The 18248-nt window shown below is 56.0% G+C and carries 14 protein-coding genes and 1 pseudogene; 11 read left to right on the top strand and 4 right to left on the bottom strand.

The window, feature by feature from the left end; genetic code table 11:
• Positions 1–105: 105 nt before the first annotated feature.
• The 7 genes from K7J14_RS14220 (at position 106) to K7J14_RS14250 (ending at position 7333) form a co-directional block, all read left to right on the top strand.
• On the top strand, positions 106–1005 hold the full coding sequence (locus K7J14_RS14220; RefSeq protein ID WP_230757793.1) for a carbohydrate ABC transporter permease: 900 nt from the start codon (positions 106–108) through the stop codon (positions 1003–1005).
• The gene (locus tag K7J14_RS14225; RefSeq protein ID WP_230757800.1) at positions 1005–1844 is read left to right on the top strand and encodes a carbohydrate ABC transporter permease; all 840 of its coding nucleotides are present in this window, start codon (positions 1005–1007) and stop codon (positions 1842–1844) included. Before K7J14_RS14220 ends, K7J14_RS14225 begins: the two co-directional genes overlap by 1 nt.
• A complete protein-coding gene (gene yicI / locus K7J14_RS14230) occupies positions 1841–3862 on the top strand; it encodes an alpha-xylosidase (protein WP_230757802.1) in 2022 nt (673 codons plus the stop codon). Before K7J14_RS14225 ends, yicI begins: the two co-directional genes overlap by 4 nt.
• Before the next feature lie 68 nt (positions 3863–3930).
• A complete protein-coding gene (locus K7J14_RS14235; protein WP_269062475.1) occupies positions 3931–5631 on the top strand; it encodes an alpha-glucosidase in 1701 nt (566 codons plus the stop codon).
• 153 nt (positions 5632–5784) lie between these two features.
• Positions 5785–6261: a glutathione peroxidase gene (locus K7J14_RS14240; RefSeq protein WP_230757803.1), complete on the top strand. Its 477-nt coding sequence runs from the start codon at positions 5785–5787 to the stop codon at positions 6259–6261.
• A 42-nt stretch (positions 6262–6303) separates the two neighbouring features.
• On the top strand, positions 6304–6858 hold the full coding sequence (locus tag K7J14_RS14245) for a glutathione peroxidase (protein WP_230757804.1): 555 nt from the start codon (positions 6304–6306) through the stop codon (positions 6856–6858).
• Positions 6859–6910: 52 nt separating this feature from the next.
• On the top strand, positions 6911–7333 hold the full coding sequence (locus K7J14_RS14250) for a MarR family winged helix-turn-helix transcriptional regulator (RefSeq protein WP_230757807.1): 423 nt from the start codon (positions 6911–6913) through the stop codon (positions 7331–7333).
• Positions 7334–7342: 9 nt separating this feature from the next.
• On the opposite strand, the gene K7J14_RS14255 is transcribed toward K7J14_RS14250, so the two are convergent.
• A complete protein-coding gene (locus K7J14_RS14255; RefSeq protein ID WP_230757810.1) occupies positions 7343–9406 on the bottom strand; it encodes a methyl-accepting chemotaxis protein in 2064 nt (687 codons plus the stop codon).
• Between the two features lie 131 nt (positions 9407–9537).
• On the opposite strand from K7J14_RS14255, the gene K7J14_RS14260 reads away from it, so the two are divergent.
• The 4 genes from K7J14_RS14260 (at position 9538) to K7J14_RS14275 (ending at position 14686) form a co-directional block, all read left to right on the top strand.
• Positions 9538–9849 (top strand): hypothetical protein, encoded by a 312-nt coding sequence (locus K7J14_RS14260; protein ID WP_230757812.1) that lies wholly within the window; start codon positions 9538–9540, stop codon positions 9847–9849.
• 95 nt (positions 9850–9944) lie between these two features.
• Positions 9945–11591 (top strand): methyl-accepting chemotaxis protein, encoded by a 1647-nt coding sequence (locus tag K7J14_RS14265; protein ID WP_230757814.1) that lies wholly within the window; start codon positions 9945–9947, stop codon positions 11589–11591.
• Positions 11592–11704: 113 nt separating this feature from the next.
• A complete protein-coding gene (locus K7J14_RS14270; protein ID WP_230757817.1) occupies positions 11705–12574 on the top strand; it encodes an AraC family transcriptional regulator in 870 nt (289 codons plus the stop codon).
• Positions 12575–12817: 243 nt separating this feature from the next.
• Entirely contained in the window at positions 12818–14686 is a 1869-nt protein-coding gene (locus tag K7J14_RS14275; RefSeq protein ID WP_230757819.1) for a methyl-accepting chemotaxis protein, read from the top strand.
• 139 nt (positions 14687–14825) lie between these two features.
• Here K7J14_RS14275 and K7J14_RS16415 read toward each other — a convergent pair whose 3' ends face one another.
• The 3 genes and pseudogenes from K7J14_RS16415 to mmsB all read right to left on the bottom strand — a co-directional run bounded on the left by K7J14_RS16415 (position 14826) and on the right by mmsB (position 18239).
• Positions 14826–15989, bottom strand: a complete 1164-nt coding sequence (locus K7J14_RS16415) for a galactokinase (RefSeq protein WP_408033999.1) — start codon at positions 15987–15989, stop codon at positions 14826–14828.
• A gap of 153 nt (positions 15990–16142) precedes the next feature.
• Positions 16143–17006 (bottom strand): annotated as a pseudogene (gene galT / locus K7J14_RS16420) (galactose-1-phosphate uridylyltransferase); the annotation flags it as partial.
• A gap of 72 nt (positions 17007–17078) precedes the next feature.
• Positions 17079–18239, bottom strand: coding sequence for a multiple monosaccharide ABC transporter permease (mmsB, locus tag K7J14_RS14285; RefSeq protein ID WP_230757825.1), 1161 nt, complete (start codon positions 18237–18239; stop codon positions 17079–17081).
• Between the last annotated feature and the right edge of the window lie 9 nt (positions 18240–18248).

The raw sequence follows: 18248 nt of genomic DNA on the forward strand, positions 1-18248 counted from the left end.
GCCCTTCGGACGCTCTTCTCCGGAGGGCCGTTTTTTTCCTGTATTTCGTGCGTATCGCATGCGCCGGGCTGTTATTTTTTTTGCGCTTTTTCCAAGGAGTCGAGCATGACGAGCAACAAAATAAACCGGGGATACGGAGTTTTCCTCATCCCCGGATTCGCTCTTTTTTTATTGGTGATCGGACTGCCCTTCCTGATGAGTCTGTATATCAGCTTCACCAAGTGGTCGGGAGTCGGCCGGCCCGTGTTCATCGGAGCGGCGAATTATATTAAGGCCGCGACCGATTCCGTATTCTGGGCCTCGTTCAGAAACAATCTCTTGATGATATTCGCCGTCACGGTTATTCCCACCGCGATCGGTTTATTGCTTTCGGTATTCATGTTCGGCTACGCTTCGAAGCAGTTCGGAAATAAAACGGTGGCTTTTTTCCGCGCCGGCTATTATCTTCCGCAGATTCTTCCGGTCGCCATTGCGGGAATCGTGTGGGGATGGATTTTGAATCCGACCCACGGCGCGCTTAACACTATTTTCAGATCTCTGGGGCTCGATGCCCTCGCGATGAACTGGCTCGGAGACCCGGCGACTGCCCTGCCTTCGGTCATGGGCATCATGGTGTGGTTCCAGATCGGCTATCCGCTGGTCATCTTCCTTTCCGCCCTCCAGCGGGTAGATCCCCAAGTGCTGGAAGCCGCCGAGGTGGACGGCGCGCACTGGGGCCATAAATTCGTCATCAATCTCTACATGATACGGCCGGAGATACTCGTCGTCGTGCTTACCTCGACCATCTACGCGCTCAAGCTGTTCTCCCAGATATACGTGCTGACCCGGGGAGGTCCGGGAACCGCGACCATCGTACCCTCCTACTTCGCGTACCAGAACTTTTTCGAAAAAACCAACGTGGGCTACGGATCGGCGATCGCGATGATCATGACGGCGATCATCATCGTCCTGGAAGTCGCCTTCATTACCCGCCAGCAGAAGCTCGCCGGCGAAGGGGAATACTGATGAAAACGAATCGAATGCGGCTCCATGCCGGAAGAACTCTGTCCCTCGCCGCGCTTTCGGCCCTTCTCGTCCTCATGCTGTTTCCTTTCTTCATCGTGTTCATAAACGCGTTTAAAACCGCCGGAGACTACGCGCAAAACGGCCCGCTCGCCATGCCTGAAACCTGGACGGCCGCGGCGATCAAGGCGTTTTGGAACCGGGTTAAATTCGGCGGAAAACTGTGGAACAGCTTTTACATCAGCGCGTCGGTGGCTGTTCTTGCTTCCGCGCTTTCGATGCTCAATTCGTTCGCGCTGGGCATCGGCAAGATCAAGGGAGCGGTCGGCATTCTCATACTCTTCGTGGTGGCGAATACCCTTCCCCAGGAGGTCCTCGTCTATCCGCTCTATTATCTGGCGAAATCTCTCGGCATCTACGACCGGCAGCTGGCGGTCATCATCATCTTCACGGTAGTCCAGAGCGCTTTCGGAACCTATCTCCTGAGCTCGGCCTACAGCGCCTTCCCCCGGGAGCTCATCGAAGCGGCTACAGTGGACGGATGCTCGAAGACCGAACTGCTCGTCAACATCGTAGCGCCGATGAGCAAGGCGACGATCTCGGTACTCTTCACGTTCTTTTTCCTGTGGACATGGAACGAGTTCTTCATCCCGCTCATCATGCTCGTTTCCAATTCCCGCCAAACGGTCCCCATCGCCATCTCGGTGACGCAGGGCCAGCACAACATGGACGCCACCATGGCGAGCGCGTCCGCCCTCTTGGGGATTCTCCCCTGCATCGTCTTTTTCATTCTCTTTCAAAGAACCTTGTCGCGGGGCATTACCGCAGGAGCGATCAAATGAAATTCACCAACGGATACTGGCTTATTAAAGAAGGAATCACCGCTCACCACGCAGCGCAGGCCTACGAGGCCGAACAGGACGGCGGCGAACTTGCCGTGTTCGCCCCGGTCAAACCGACGAAGACGCGGGGAGATACGCTCAACGCGACGCTGTTGACCGTAAGGCTTTCAAGCCCGATGAGGGACATCGTCCGCGTGAGAATTTCCCATTTCGAAGGCGGCCTTGATGCCGGACCCTTTTTCGAAACCGCATCCGATCCGCTCTTCCGACCCGAGATTTCAATCGACGAGAACGAAGCCCGCATTTCGTCGGGCAGGCTGGAGGCGCGCATCGCCTTTTCCGATTCCTGGCTCGTGGAATGGAGCGGAAGCGGCCGGCCCCTCACCTTCAGCGGAACGAAATCGACAGGCTATATGGTCGACCCGGATAAAAAAGCGTATATGAAGGAAGAGCTCAACCTTTCCCCCGGAGAATACGTCTACGGTTTGGGAGAACGCTTCGGACCCTTCGTCAAGAACGGGCAGAGCGTCGATATATGGAACGCGGACGGCGGAACGGCCAGCGAGCAGGCCTACAAGAATATTCCCTTTTATATGACGAACAAGGGATACGGCGTGTTCGTCAACGATCCCGGGGCGGTGTCCCTGGAAGTCGGCAGCGAAAAAACCTCGCGCGTCCAGTTCAGCGTTCCCGGAGAAGTCCTGGATTACTTCATGATCTACGGTCCGACCCCGGCCGAAGTCCTTGAACGCTATACGGCGCTCGTCGGAAGGCCCCCGCTCCTTCCCGAATGGTCCTACGGCCTGTGGCTCACCACGTCGTTCACCACTTCCTACGACGAGAAAACGGTCATGTCCTTCATCGACGGGATGGCGGAGCGGAACATACCCTTGAGCGTCTTTCATTTCGACTGTTTCTGGATGAAGGCCTTCCATTGGACCGATTTCATCTGGGACGCCGAAACCTTCCCCGATCCGGCGGGGCTTATCAAACGCATCAAGGATAAGGGAGTCCGCGTATGCTTGTGGATCAATCCCTACATCGCGCAGCGCTCTCCGCTTTTCAAGGAAGGAAAACAAAACGGCTTCCTTTTGAAAAAAACCGACGGCTCGGTATGGCAGACAGACCTCTGGCAGCCCGGCATGGGCATCGTCGACTTCACGAATCCCGAGGCCGCTGCCTGGTACGCGGAGAAGCTCGAAGCGCTGCTCGCACTCGGCGTCGACGCCTTTAAAACAGATTTCGGCGAACGCATTCCGACAGAGGTCCGCTGGCACGACGGCGGAGACCCGGTCAAGCAGCACAACTGGTACGCGCAGCTCTACAACCGCACGGTGTTCGAGCTGCTGGAATCGAAAAAGGGAGAAGGAGAGGCCTGCCTGTTCGCCCGTTCGGCGACCGCGGGAGGCCAGAAATATCCGGTTCACTGGGGCGGCGACTGCGAATCGACCTTCGAAGCGATGGCTGAAAGCCTCCGCGGAGGATTGTCTCTGGGGCTGTGCGGCTTCGGATACTGGAGCCATGATATCGGCGGATTCGAGGGAACTCCCCGCGCGGATCTCTTTAAGCGATGGATCGCGTTCGGCCTGCTCTCCTCCCACAGCAGGCTTCACGGCAGCAATTCCTACCGCGTGCCCTGGAACATAGACGATGAATCGGTAGAGGTAACGCGCCGCTTCGCGCTATTGAAAAAGCGGCTCATGCCCTATTTGCACAAATGCGCCCGCGACGCGCATGAAAACGGGATTCCGGTCATGCGGGCGATGTTCCTAGCCTTCCCGGACGACCCTGCGTGCGCGTTCCTGGACCGGCAGTACATGCTGGGGCCTGATATCCTGGTGGCTCCGGTCTTTAATCCGGAAGGCCTCGCCGAATATTATCTCCCCGAGGGAAACTGGACTCACCTCATAGACGGCAGAATCATACGAGGCGGTCGATGGATACGGGAGTCGTACGATTTCATGAGCATCCCTGTTTGGGCCTTGGATGGTTCGGAGGCGTCGCTGATTGCGAGGTAAGTCCGCGGTCTGGACAGACCGCTTCCGCTCCCGTATGCTTTATCCCGACACGAGAAGGAGATACTAGAATGAAACGGGCATGGTGGAAGGAAGCGGTGGTCTATCAGATTTACCCGCGCAGTTTTATGGATTCGAACGGCGACGGCATCGGCGACATACCCGGCATTCTCTCGCGGGCGGACTACCTCGCGGAGCTCGGAATCGACGTCGTCTGGCTTTCGCCCGTGTATCAGTCTCCGAACGCGGACAACGGGTACGACATCAGCGACTATCGGGCAATCATGACCGAATTCGGCACCCTCGACGATTGGAAGCGTCTTTTAAAGGCCCTTCACGACCGGAACATCCGGCTGGTGATGGATCTCGTGGTCAACCATTCCTCCGACGAACATCCCTGGTTCGTCGAATCCAAAAAATCCCGGGACGGCGCGTACGCCGATTACTACATATGGCGCGACGGCCGGGGCGGCTGCGCCTGCGACGCGGAGCCGCCGAACGACTGGCAGTCGGTGTTCTCCGGCCCCGCATGGAAGTATTCGGCCGCCCGCGACCAGTGGTACCTCCACCTGTTCGCGGAAAAACAGCCGGACCTGAACTGGGAAAACCCGGTTCTCCGGCGCGAAATATTCGACATGATGAGGTTCTGGCTCGATCTGGGTATCGATGGTTTCCGAATGGACGTCATCAACATGATTTCCAAGGACGCCGCCCTGACGACCTTCATGAACGGCCCCCGCGTCCACGAATTCCTCCAGGAAATGAACGCCGAGATCCTCTCAAAATACGACATTATGACGGTAGGCGAAACTCCGGGCGTAGATCCCGCGCTCGCCGAGCTCTACGTCGGGGAAAACCGGAACGAGCTCAACATGGTGTTCCAGTTCGAGCATATGGACGTGGACTCGGGCCCCGGAGGAAAGTGGGACATACGCCCCTGGATGCTCACGGAACTCCGCGCCATCCTCGGAAAGTGGCAGCGGGAGCTCGACGGGAAGGGATGGAACAGCCTCTATCTCAACAACCACGACCAGCCCCGGATGGTGTCGCGATTCGGAGACGATTCGCCCCTATGGAGGGTAAAGAGCGCGAAAATGCTCGCGACCATGCTTCACACCATGCAGGGCACGCCGTACATCTACCAGGGCGAAGAGATCGGAATGACCAACGTCGCCTTCCCGAGCATCGAAGATTATGAGGACGTGGAAATCCGCAACTGGGTGAAGGAAGAACGCGAACGCGGAGCTCTCCGCGACAACGAACTGCTCAAAAGAATCCACTACCGGGGACGGGACAACGCCCGTACGCCGATGCAGTGGACGGCGGGAAAAGGAGCGGGATTCACCTCCGGAACACCCTGGCTCGGAGTCAACCCGAACTACGCCGAAATAAACGCAGAAGCGGCTTTAGCCGATCCGGACTCGATCTTCCGCTACTATCAAAAGCTCATCGCGCTCAGAAAGCGGAAAAAAGAGCTCGTCTACGCGGGTTCGTTCGAAGACCTCTGTCCCCGCAATGAATTCGTGTACGCGTACCGGAGAACTCTCAAAGCTGAAACCTTTACAAACGCGCAGCCGGAATCGGACAGAAGCATTCTGACCATCCTCAACTTCTCGGGCGAAGCGCAGGACATCGGCTTTCTAACCGATCACATCGATAACGCGGGAGACCTGGTGCTGGACAATCGTTCAACCGACGAAAAAAAAGTTCCTCTGTCCCCGGCGACGCTCGGCCCATGGGAGGCCCGCGTCTATCTCGGAGAAGGCAACTAAGCGCGTAGTTAACCAAACAGGCAAGCTTTCGCCCTCTGCGGGGAAGGCTTGCCTTTTTACCACGTTCATATATTTGTAAAATCCGCAACAAAACATCCTTATTAGATTGCATACAATTAAATCGAGTGCTATACATAATGCAAGGAGATTAACATGAGCGTATACGATTTTTCTGTTAAGAAAGCGAACGGTGCTTCCGTGAATTTAGCGGACTATAAGGGAAAAGTTCTCTTGATTGTTAATACAGCGACTAAATGCGGACTCGCTCCCCAGCTCAGAGGCCTTGAGGAGCTGCATAAGAAATACGCCGAAAAAGGGCTTGCGGTCCTCGGCTTTCCCTGCTCCCAGTTCGCCGGACAGGAGCTAGACGACGCAGACGAAATACATGCCGTATGCCAAATGAACTACGGAGTAACCTTTCAGATTTTCGACAAGATCGATGTGAACGGAAAGACGGCCCATCCCCTGTTCGCATATTTAAGGAAAAAAACCGGCGGACTCTTCGGCAACTCGATTAAATGGAATTTCACCAAATTTCTCATCGACGCGGAGGGGAAAACGATTCAAAGATTCGCGCCCGCGACTGTCCCCGCGAAGATGGAACAGAAGATAGCAGCTCTTCTCGGATGAGGAATTCCTGCGCACGAAACAAACATGCCCAAGGAGCTTGAAATGAACATATACGATTTAACTGCGACAGCAATCGACGGAAAACACATTCCTCTTTCTGAATACAGGGGAAAGGCCCTTGTAATCGTAAACACCGCGAGCAAGTGCGGCTTTACGCCCCAATACGAAAGCCTTGAACAGCTGTATAAAAAATACAGGGACAGAGGTCTGGAAATTCTGGGATTCCCCTCGAACGATTTCGCCGGCCAGGAACCGGGAAGCAATCAGGACGTAGAAAGCTTTTGCAAGATGAACTACGGCGTTTCCTTCAAGCTCACTGAAAAAACGTCCGTGCGCGGCCCGCAAGCTCACAAAGTATTCGCTTTTTTAACGAAAGAGAAACCGTTCAAGGGCTTCAACGCAAATCATCCCATAGCGTCCCTGCTTGAATCCAATCTGCGCACGAATTTTCCGCACTTCATGGAAGGAGACTCGGTAAAGTGGAATTTCACCAAATTCCTGATAGCTCCGGACGGAACGGTGTATGAACGCTTCGAGCCGACTACTGATCCGATGGAAATGGAAGCTGATATTGTGAAGTTGTTGGAAAAACGTTGACAGCGTTTTGGAATACCGCTATACATCACGGGAACGAAGAAGGGGAAGGAACATGTACGAAGAATTAAAGCTCGACAACCAATTATGCTTTCCCCTGTACTCCTGCGCGAAAGGCGTGGTAGGCAAATACAAGCCGTTTCTCGACGAACTGGATTTAACCTACACCCAATACATCGCCCTGCTGGTGCTGTGGGAAAAACGGAAGACTAACGTGAAAACCCTGGGAGAGGCTCTGTCCCTCGATTCGGGAACGCTTACGCCTCTTTTAAAGAAACTTCAGGAGAAGGGATTGATCTCAAGGGAGCGCGATCCGGAAGACGAGAGAAACCTGACCGTAAGCTTGACCCCCGAGGGCGAGAAGCTGGAACTTAAAGCCAGGGAGATTCCTTCCAGAATTTCCCGGTGCATAGACCTCTCTAAGGAAGACTCCATCGCCCTGTACGGAATCCTCAGAAAGCTGATGGCGAAACTGTAGCAACCGACGCTACACCTTGTATCCGAGCAGCTCCTTTTCCAAGGCGCCGCTTGCGTCGAGGTTGCGGTCGACCTCGCGGCGGACGGCCGAGAAAGCCTGTTGCAACCCCTGCATGGCATCGGCCTGGGCCTTAGCGGAAGACGCGATGGACGAAAACCGGCTCAGAGTCTCTTCCAATCCGGACGCCATGAGCGTAGTTTCTCGTTCCTGTATTTCCATCCTTTCGCGGACGATTCGCGAGTTTTCCTGCACCTGATTAATCGACGATTCGACGCTGCTGGTGCCCGCCGACTGCTCTTTCATGGCGGAGGCTATTTCGGCGGAAATGGAAGCGGCTTCCGCTATTCCGCCGGACAGGGAAAGAAAGGCCTGAGAAGTCGCCTCCGAAGAAGCGACGCCCTTGTGAACACGCCCGTCCATCTCCAATACCAAATCTTTGATCTTTTTCGTTTCTTTCGCGGCGGAGGCTGCCAATGAACGAACCTCTCCGGCGACGACCGCGAACCCCGCTCCGCTTGTTCCGGCGTGAGCCGCTTCAATCGCCGCGTTCATCGCCAGCAGATTCGTGTCTCCCGCGATTCTGGAAAGCGAGCCGAGCACTTTCAATACGTCGGCCGCGGACTTTTCGATATCCTTAATCGCCTTCGCCGCCTCATGAACGGAACTGTTTCCGGAGTTTCCCTTCGCCGCCAAGTCGGACGTTACGGCGCCGGAACGATGAGTCATCGACTCGACGGAGCGTATGTTCGCGGACATTTCCTCCATCGCGGAGGCTGTTTCGTCGGTGAACCTGCGCTGAGAATCCACAGCGCCGGCTACCGCCCGGGCGGCGGCGCGCAACGATTCGAGAGAATCTTTGAGAATGCGGGATTCGGTCGCCTGCTTGTCGATGGACGAGCTCAGCGAAACGACCGATTCAATCACGTTCATCGTCGCCGTCTCCGAACCCTTCATAACTGAATCGATGGATTGGGCGGCCTCGCGGGTTTCAGCGGCCGCGGCGCCGATGCGATATATCAGGGATCGGAATCGGTCCATCAGGCGGTTGACCGAATCGGCGAGCTGGCCGAACTCGTCCATTGAACGCAGCGACAATCGCTTAGTAAGATCCCCGCCTCCCTCGATTACATCAAGAAGCCTCTCGTTGAGCGCGCTGATCTGGCCTTTCATTTCGAGGGATCTGGCTCCCTGGACAAGGATGCATACTACGGCGAGAAAAAAGGCGGTCAAGAGGAACACGGCCGTTTCCCTCGTTTCGTAGTCCGCAAGGGCATCCCACGGCAGCGGAACATCCTGAGGCGTGAAGCTCTTTCTGGCGGTTACGCCGGGCACAGCCTTTACGATGCCCGCACGCAGAACATCTTCGGCCCTCGCCTCTCCTGAGGCTTCGGAGCGGAGCGCCTGAAACGAAAGATCCTGGTAAGCAATCAATCCATGCATGTTGAACTGAAGATAGGTAGCCGCGTACACCGCGACGATAGCGACGTGCAGAACCTGCTTGGACGTGCTGCGCATGGCGCGTTTTCTGTTTCCCAATCCGGTGATGCCCAATCGATCGCGCAATTCGCCGAAGCAGATATCGTGCAGAGCCGACTGCGCCGACGCGTACATTGCCGCTCCGGCGATATTCGAAACGAGAATGATCAGCCGGAACGGAGAAGTGAAGCCGCCGATGCCGTCTTCGATTAACACCAGGATGGCGTATCCCATGGCGAAGCCGAAAAGGTTCAGGAATAACACGATCCAGGAAAAGCGGAGCAGGGATACGCGGAGTCGTTCGGTTTCCTCTTCCCCGAGAGAAGAATCGCTTCTGAGCCGGTTCAGGGCCGACTCGAAGGGCCGCGCGGCGAAATACAGCACCAGGCCGAATACTACAGCGGGAGGGACTACGTAGAACAGAATAAAATTGAAAACATAGCCCGGCAAATCAGAAACCGAAGCGATTCCCAATACCGCGTTGTCCCGGAAATAGCCCAATATCTGCATGAAAACATACACGACGAAAATCATTCCTACGGAAATGAGGCTCACCTTCAGGGCGAGTCTCGAGGGGGCGACTTTTTTATCTTTCATATCTGGTTGAATTGTTCCCTTTCGGAACAATCCTGTCAAGAATAAAACCCGCGATGCCGCGCAAACCAGGAAATATTCGCGCGCAGCCCGGTTAATCGTTTATACTTGTTGATAATAACCAGGAGGACGCAATGTATACAGCGACAATGAGGTATAATTTCACCGAAGAAGGCTTTCAGGAAGGGTGCGCTCTGTGGAAAACCATCGTGTTCAACGCGGCGCAAAAGGCCCCCGGCCTGGTTCGGATGCAGTTTCTCACGGCCCAGCCGACCGCCCTCGCCATCGGCACCTGGAAGGATAAAAAACATGCCGAGGACTTCATGAAAACCGGCGTTTTCAAGGAATTAAAAGACGCGCTGAAGGGAAAACTCGTTTCCGAACCGGAACCCGAGCTGTGGGTGCTGGAAAGCTTTTGGGGAGAGAGTTCGGGCACGGGCCGCTGATAATAGCCGAAAACCGTCAATTCATTCATTTTTCCATCCTTTAGACTGCCGTATTGCCGGATAAAAGCTATACTGTAGGCATTACAGGAGTACCGATGAGCACGATCATTCAAAAAACACTCAGTTACTTTTACGCTCCCTACGAGAATGCCGATATACGAATTCAGAAAAAGGCCAGGCTGCTGGCTCCGCTGACCCTCTCGATAGCCGCGCTGTGCGTCCTGCTTTCAATGGTTATGGGCGTAACCGCCGCCTACGCGGTGGCGGGAATCCTTTCCGGATTCATAGTGCTGTGCGTCGCCGTCCTTGTTCTTCTCCGAAAGGGAGCCTACGCGATATCGTCATCACTTTTTCTCTACGGCCTCTTTCTGGCGATGTTCGCTGCGATCAAGTTCGACGCCTACAAGAACATCTATGAAACCTACGTATTCGCATCTTTGGGTCTTTTTTTCATGCTGATGGTGGCGAATCTCGGAGCCCACTACCTCCACGCGCTGGCCGCGACGATCGGAACCCTGGCGGGAATCGCCGCCCTCTACGTTCTCGACTCGCTTCCCGGCGAAGGCGGAACGGTTTCGCTATTGGCTATACAGAATCTTGCGACCTGCGGCGTAATAACCGTCGCCGGAGGAGCCCTGTGCGCGGCGGCGATCAAGATGCAGAACAACCTTGTCCGGGAGACCCTGACATCCGCTACTAAAGCGCGCACCCAGGCGGACGAATTCGGAAACGTCGTCAGTTCAGCCTGCGAGTCCATCATGAAAATCGGCAGCGAACTCGCGGAAGCCTCGGAGACCCTTTCCTCGGCCATCACGCAGTTCAGAATTACCGTACAGGAAGAAACTTCCGGGCTCGAAACGCTCGACGACGTATTGCTGCAGAACGAGGGCGACGAGCGCAAGGGTATCGAGGCCCAGGCGCGGGTGCGCAATTCCCTGGCGGCGTATTCCGGCAGAGTCGAGCGCGTTGCCTCCTCGGTAGCCCGGATGATCGAATCCATCGGAGCGATCGCTCAAAACGCCGGAGAGAGGAAAGCCGCTGTCGATCGCCTGACGGAAATGGCGAAGGACGGCAGCGTAAAATCGAAAGACCTGTCGCGCACGATAGAATCGATCGTCACGGCGACCGCGAGAATGGACGAGGTGAACTCCCTGATCGGAGACGTAGCGAGCAGAACGAACCTGCTCGGCATGAACGCTTCCATCGAGGCGGCTCATGCGGGTTCGGCCGGCAAGGGATTCGCCGTCGTCGCGCAGGAAATCAGAAAGCTTTCCCAACAGGCCGAATCGGGATCCCAAACGATAGCGCAAACGCTTGCCGCGACCAGATCCGCAGTAGACGGAGCGGCGAAGGCCAGCGGCGAAACAGGTTCGTTCATCAACGAGATGGATCAGGAAATCGAGCAGGTGGCGGACACCTTATCCGGATTGATAGAGCGGCTTCAGGAAGTGGCTCGAGGCACCGGGGAAATACGTTCGGCGATGGAAGATTTCTCGGGGCTCGCGGCTGAAACAGGCAAGGAAGCGGCTTCGACGGAGGACCTCCTGAAAAAGGTGATCGACATGTCCGACGTGTCGAGGGAAGTCGCCTCGAACATGAAAACCGACGCGAAGTCCATGATGAAAGCCTGCGACGCCCTGCTGGACAAGGCGGCCCGCGTGCGCGATCTGGGTAAACAAAACATATCCAAGATGCAGGAACTACAGAACTCCGTTTGCGGTATCGCTTCCCGTCATTCATAACGCTTTCCGCCGATGCTGCGGAACCGATCCGACTCGCGTAGGCAAAAAAAGGCGGGAGCCGTTTCCTATTTCAATATATACCTTAATCAAGAGCAACACGAAAGGAGCACGGGATGGATTGGCAGACGCGCATGCTGCGCGCGATAGAGTATCTGGAAGGGTGTTTGACCGCGGATTGGGATCCTGCCGAGGCCGGGCAGAGAGCCAACTGTTCGCCCTTCCACTTTATGCGCATGTTCGAGGTGATCGCGGGAATCAGCCCAGCAGAATACCTCAGGCGGCGCAGGCTTTCCGCGGCGGCGCTCGATCTTTCAGGCGGGTCGGAAAAGGTGTTGGACGTGTCCCTCAACTACGGATGGGATTCGCCGGACGCCTTCGCCAGAGCCTTCAAGAAAGAGTTCGGGTGTCTTCCCAGCGAAGCCCGCCAGAACGGCGCCCGGCTGCACATCTACCCTCCGCTCGCTTTCACTATCGCTCTGAAAGGAGACAAAGCAATGGAATACCGAATCGAACAGACGGGCGAAATCAGGATGACCGGCCTCAGCCGCCGCTTCAACAGCCTCGACGGAAGCAACTTCAAGGAAATCCCGCTCTTCTGGGAAGAGGTCATGAAAACGGATGTCTGCGACCGGCTGTGGAAGGCGAGCAAGCAGGAGAGCCTCGGAGTCGTCGGAGTCTGCTATGACCACGATATGAAAACCGGGGAATTTTCCTACGCGATCGCGATAGAAACTCCGGAAGACCTCACGCTCCTCCCGGAAGGCTGCGTCGACATCCTCGTGCCGGCATCGACCTGGGCGAAGTTCACCTCGCGCGGGCCGCTGCACCCCAACTTTCAGGAAACGATCAAACGCATCTACTCCGAGTGGTTTCCGGCCTCGGGGCGAGAGCACGCGGGAACGCATGAAATCGAATACTACGGTACGCATCCGGACTCTGCCTCGCCCGACTATTGGGCGGAATACTGGGTGCCGCTGAAGTAGCATCCCAGGCGCGCCGCGGTTCCAGCGGACGCAGAGGGCGGCGTACCCGCCGGAGTCCTGAGGTTCCAGCAGCCGCGCCGGCGCTTCAACGGTCGCCGCGGCCGGCGTTCCCGCAGGAGTCCTGATGTTCCAGCGGGAGCGCCGGCGTTATATCCGGCGAGCCTCTGCGGACTCATCCTGTCAACTTTCCTTGTCGTATGGCTGTAACAGTGTTACAATTATATACAGACAAAGGAGTTCTGGATGAAGATACGGTCACAACTGCTCGGAATCATTGCAAGCATAACCGGAGTGTTTCTCCTTTCAGTCGGAGTTTTCTTTACCACCGAATCGAATAAATCGAAAATAGAAAGAGAGTTCAGGCTTCTGGAGGAATTGCGGTATCAATTGTTCCAGGAAACGAGCTTTCTCCACGCGTTCACCTTTACGCCCGCTTTGAACGCGATCGCGGATTACGAAGCGGTGACGGAAAAAACGAATCAGTCCTTCGAAGCGCTTGCCCGTATTACATACCTTCCGTCTCAGCAGGAATCCGTTCGGGAAGCCTTATCGCAGATCGCGCGCATGAACGAGAACATCCAGAAACGCAGGGCAAGTCTTCTTTCAGCGACCGAGGAATTTCTTTCCAAGGGGACAGAGACCGGCGGATTCCGAACCAGCCTCAAGCTCGCGGACTACACCATACTCCCCTATTTCGCGCGAAAGCCCGGATATGAAGACTATCTTTCCGCGGCGAAGGACTTTGCCTCGGCGATTGTGGTGATGAACCAATCCTGCAAGACGAGCATAGATATAATCGACGAAGAATACGAGATTATACAGGGCGCGATTCAGACGATCAGGCGGAATTCGCTCATTTCGTCGGCCCTGGTTGCGCTCATCCTCGGCATTGCCGGATTCATCGTCGCGGCGCGCATAGCAAGGCGCATATCGATCCGCATCCAGCGCCTTGAAGCGTCGACGCGGCTCATCAGTTCAGGAGATCTCACCAGAAAAATCGAGATACCCGGCGCGGACGAAATCAGGGAGCTCGGATCGCTGATGGAAGAAATGCGGCGCAGCATCACGGCCTCGATGAACGCCATCCAGGAAACCGCGACCAAGGCGATGAGAAGCAAAACCAAGCTGGAAGAAGCGGTCGGCAATTCGACCCAGGCGCTCTCCCGCCTGGACGATGAATCCAACCGGGTAGAAAACGTATCGATCTCTCTCAACGAAAACGTAGAACGCGCAAATACCGCAATGGGAGAGATCGTCAGGGACCTGGAAGCCGTATCCGGCATGATCCACTCGCAGGCGGCGATGGTCGAAGAATCCACCGCTTCCATTACCCAGATGGCCTCGTCGATCGTGTCTCTTTCTTCCATAATGGAGAAGAACAAGGACGGATCCGAAAAACTCGTGGAAATCGCGGGAGTGGGCGAACAGCGTCTTCTGGAAACCGGCGAGATCATTTCCCGAATCAATGAAAGCGTGACTACCATTCAGGACATGGCGAACCTCATAAGCGGCATCGCGACCCAGACCAATCTTTTGGCGATGAACGCGGCGATAGAAGCCGCCCATGCCGGTGATTTCGGCAAGGGATTCTCGGTAGTCGCGGACGAAATCAGGACTCTCGCGGAGGCGTCGGCGGAGAACTCCAAGATCATCTCGAAAAATCTCGCGGACGTCATCGGAAACATCACGGACGCGGACGCCGCCAGCAGAAATTCGTCTGAATCGTTCCAGGAAGTTCAGAAGGAGATCCGCAAGGTAAGCAACAGTTTCGACGAAGTGCTGAACGGACTCAGGGAGCTCAAGCAGGGCGGAACGCAGATCATGGAAGCGATGGTCGAGCTCAACTCCTACACGACGACGATAACGGACAATACCGAGGCGATAAACCGCCAGACGGCCCTCGTCTCCGGCGCGATCCAGGCCGTTCAAGGATCGTCGGAAGAAGTCGCGGCCGCGAGCGGAACCATCGGCAACGAAGTCGTGTATATCCGGAACACCTTCGTAGAGGTCGGCAGCCACGCGAAGGCAGTCGGAGCGATCAGCGAAAACCTTAACGAACATGTGTCGCATTTCACGACAGAAGCGGCTGATCCGGCCGGAACTCAGGATTAACCGCGCATTACACGAATCGATAAAAAAAGGGCGGCCTGGAATTGCTCAGGCCGCCCTTTTCCATTTTAAACACTCCGGATGCCGCACGCGAACGGTTTCAGGACGTCGCGAGCAGTCTTGGACAGGCGCGAGCGAACCGCTATATCCTGAAGGTTCCGTTTCCGCTTTCGCAGGAGAAGAAGCCCGCTTCCAGGCCGGTCCGGTTTTTATACGCGGCGCCGACCTGCAACGCGAAGCCTTTTACCGAGTCCTTGTGCACGATCGCGATCGCGCATCCGCCGAAGCCCGCCCCGGTCATTCGGGCGCCGATGCAGCCGTCCGCCTGGACAGCCTCTTCGTACAGGGTGTCCAATTCCAGGCCGGTGACCTCGTAGTCGTCGCGGAGCGATTCATGGGATTGGCCGAGCAGCTTTCCGAGCTCTGCGAGATCGCCCCGTTCGAGGGCTTTCACCGCGTCCAGAACCCGCTCGTTTTCATACACACAGTGCTTTGCTCGTTTGCGGATGATCGGATCGATCAGAACCGAAGCGAGCTTTTCGAACTCCGCCGAGTCCAGATCGCAGAGAGCCTCGATGTTCGCGTGCGCTTTCAGTATGGAAAGTGCGGTCATGCACTCGCCGAGCCTCTCGTTGTATTTCGAATCGGCGAGCTGCCTTTTCTTGTTGGTGTTCATGACCACGATGCGGTAATCGCCGAGCTCCAGCGGCACGTAGCGGTACTCGAGCGTATTGCAGTCAAGTTCCACCGCGTAGCCTTCCTTGCCCATCGCGACGGCGAACTGGTCCATGATTCCGCATTTGACGTTCATGAACTCGTGCTCGGAGCGCTGGCCCATCTTGGCAAGCGTGACCCGGTCGATTCCGAAGCCGTAGAGTTCGCTCACCGCGTAGCCGAAGCCGATCTCGAGGGCGGCAGAGGACGATACGCCTCCGCCGGCGGGGATGGTGCTGAACATGAGCACCTCGAAGCCCGAGTCGAAGCGATAGCCCTCGTCCTGCATAATCTTGAGTATGCCGTTAAGGTAGTTCGCGTAGTCGTTCTCCTTCGCGTAGGAAAGGCCTGCGGAAAGGTCGAATTCCATCCTGCCCGGGAAGCGGAGGTCGTCGTACACGATTTTCGAATCCTTGCGGCGGCGAATCATGATGTAGAGATACTTGTTTATCGCGGCGGGGAAGACTTTACCGCCGTTGTAATCGATGTGTTCGCCGATAATGTTGATCCGCGCGGGAGACGCGAACACGGAAACTTCCGCGAGGTCTCCGCCGTACGCACGCGCGAACTCGGCGAGCAATTCTTTTTTCAGGAGATCGCGCGAAAGAGCCGGATCCCCGCAGTCTGCGAGATAGGCGAGCTTGGCCCGGCGGGTCTCCGCGGCGGTGCGTTCTACCGCCGCGACGTTCGCCGCGGCCCACGCGCCGGATTCGGAGGAGGCGTAGTACTTGATCAAATTCTTTCCGCGCAGGGGAGTATAAAACTCGATGTGAAAGTGGAATGAATCCTTTACGTCGTCGTACTCGGGGCTGTTTACGGGATTCTGATGGAGAACCATCATGTAGGGGAAGGGCCGATCGAAAATATGATCGAAGGCTCCGGTAACGATTTTGAGGATTTCGGCAAGGTCTGTCTTTTCGCCGTCCGTCAAATCCGAAAGATAGTTGCGGTGATTCTTCGCGGTGATGAATACTCCGTACGGATAATCGGTAAAGAACGGAATATAGGCGTAGAAGGATTCGTTTTCGTACACGATGCGTTCGCCGAATTTCTTCTCTTCCTCGTTCATCTTGCACAGAAGGCATCCGCCGTGTTCCTCATGGTGCTTGCGAGCGTTGTCGAGCTCGACCTGCACCTTCTGCGGTATCCAGGAATACGCGTAAATCTGCCCGTGCGGATGCGGCATGGTAACGCCGATTTCTTCGCCCTTGTTTTCGAAGGGCATGACGTATTTGTTCGCAGGAGTTTTCGCCAGCTCGACGCAGCGCTCGGTCCACAGATCGACCAGCTTCCGGATATGGGCAACGGGGAGCTCGTGGAGCGTTTTTGTATGCTCCGGGGAATACAGGATTACCTCGCAGGCTCCCTTCGAGGGCACGGCGCGATAGAAATCAGAACCGACCGGATCAGGCTCAGGAGGGTTGTCGCTCAACGCGGGAAAATCGTTATTGTACTTGTGTACGTCGTAGCGGTCGGGAACCTTCCCCGATCCCGGACAAAAGGGGCACCAGTTCTTCGGCATCTGGGGCCGGTTCTGCCGATGGGAGGCGACCATGGTCCAGGTGCCCAGCAGAGGGTTGTAACGCAATTCAGACATCTCATTCTCCATTTATGAACGCCCCGAAAACCGTCTTCCGGAATTCGGGGCGTCATTATCTTATTTATTCGAGCGCGGAAAGTATTAGCGGTTTTTAGCTTTCGAGGCAAGATCGAAGGCGACGGCGCCGAGGAGAACGAAGCCCTTGATCGCCTGCTGCCAGTCGATTCCGATGCCCATGATCGACATGCCGTTGTTGAGCACGCCCATGAAAAGTCCTCCGACGATGGCGCCGAGAACGGTTCCGATTCCTCCGGTGGTCGAGGCGCCACCGACGTAGCAGGCGGCGATGGCGTCGAGCTCGAAGTTCTGTCCGGCCTTCGGCGTCGCGACGTTGAGCCGGGCGGCGAACACCATGCCGGCAAGAGCGGAGATGACGCCCATGTTCGTGTAGATCCAGAACATCACCTGCTCGGTCTTGATTCCGGAAAGCTTCGCGGCCTTCGCGTTTCCGCCCAACGCGTATATATGTCGGCCGGGAATGGTCTTTGTAGTAAGGAAGTTATAAATCATTATGAGGACGAACAGCAGAATCATGATGTTCGGGATGCCCTTGTACGAAGCGAACACCAGGGCGAAGGCCATGACCACCGCGATAAGAAAGGCCGTCTTGACCGCTACCGCCCACACAGGAAGTCCTTCGAAACCGAACTTCTTCTGCTTTCTCGTCTTATGAATCTCGTTGAACACGATGACGAGCGCCGCCGCCACTCCGACCAGAATGGTCATATAGTTTTTGTCGCTTCCGAAGGGATCGCCCATGAAGCCGGACGACAGGCTCTGGAAAAGCTCGGGGAAGGGTCCCTTCGACTGTCCCTGAAGAACGACCAGGGCCATTCCGCGGAAAATAAGCATGCCCGCGAGAGTGACGATGAAGGCTGGGATCTTGATATAGGCGATCCAGTAGCCCTGCCATGCTCCTATCAAGCCGCCGACAACGAGGGCGAGCAGCATGGCGGGAATAGCGGGAATGCCCTTGTCCACCATCAGAGTTGCCGAGATTGCTCCCACGAAGGCGACGACCGATCCTACCGAAAGGTCGATGTTTCCGGTAAGGATGCACAACAGCATTCCGATCGCCAGAATCAGAATATAGGAGTTCTGCAGAATCAAGTTCGTCAGATTAACCGGCCTGAGGAGAACCCCGTCGGTCAGAACCTGGAAAAAGATCATCGCGGCCGCGAGGGCCAAAAGCATTCCGTACTGGCGGATGTTTTTCTTTGCAATCGTAAAAACGGTATTCATGGGGTGCCC

Origin of the sequence: Teretinema zuelzerae, from assembly GCF_021021555.1 — a bacterium.
GTDB lineage: Bacteria > Spirochaetota > Spirochaetia > Treponematales > Treponemataceae > Teretinema > Teretinema zuelzerae.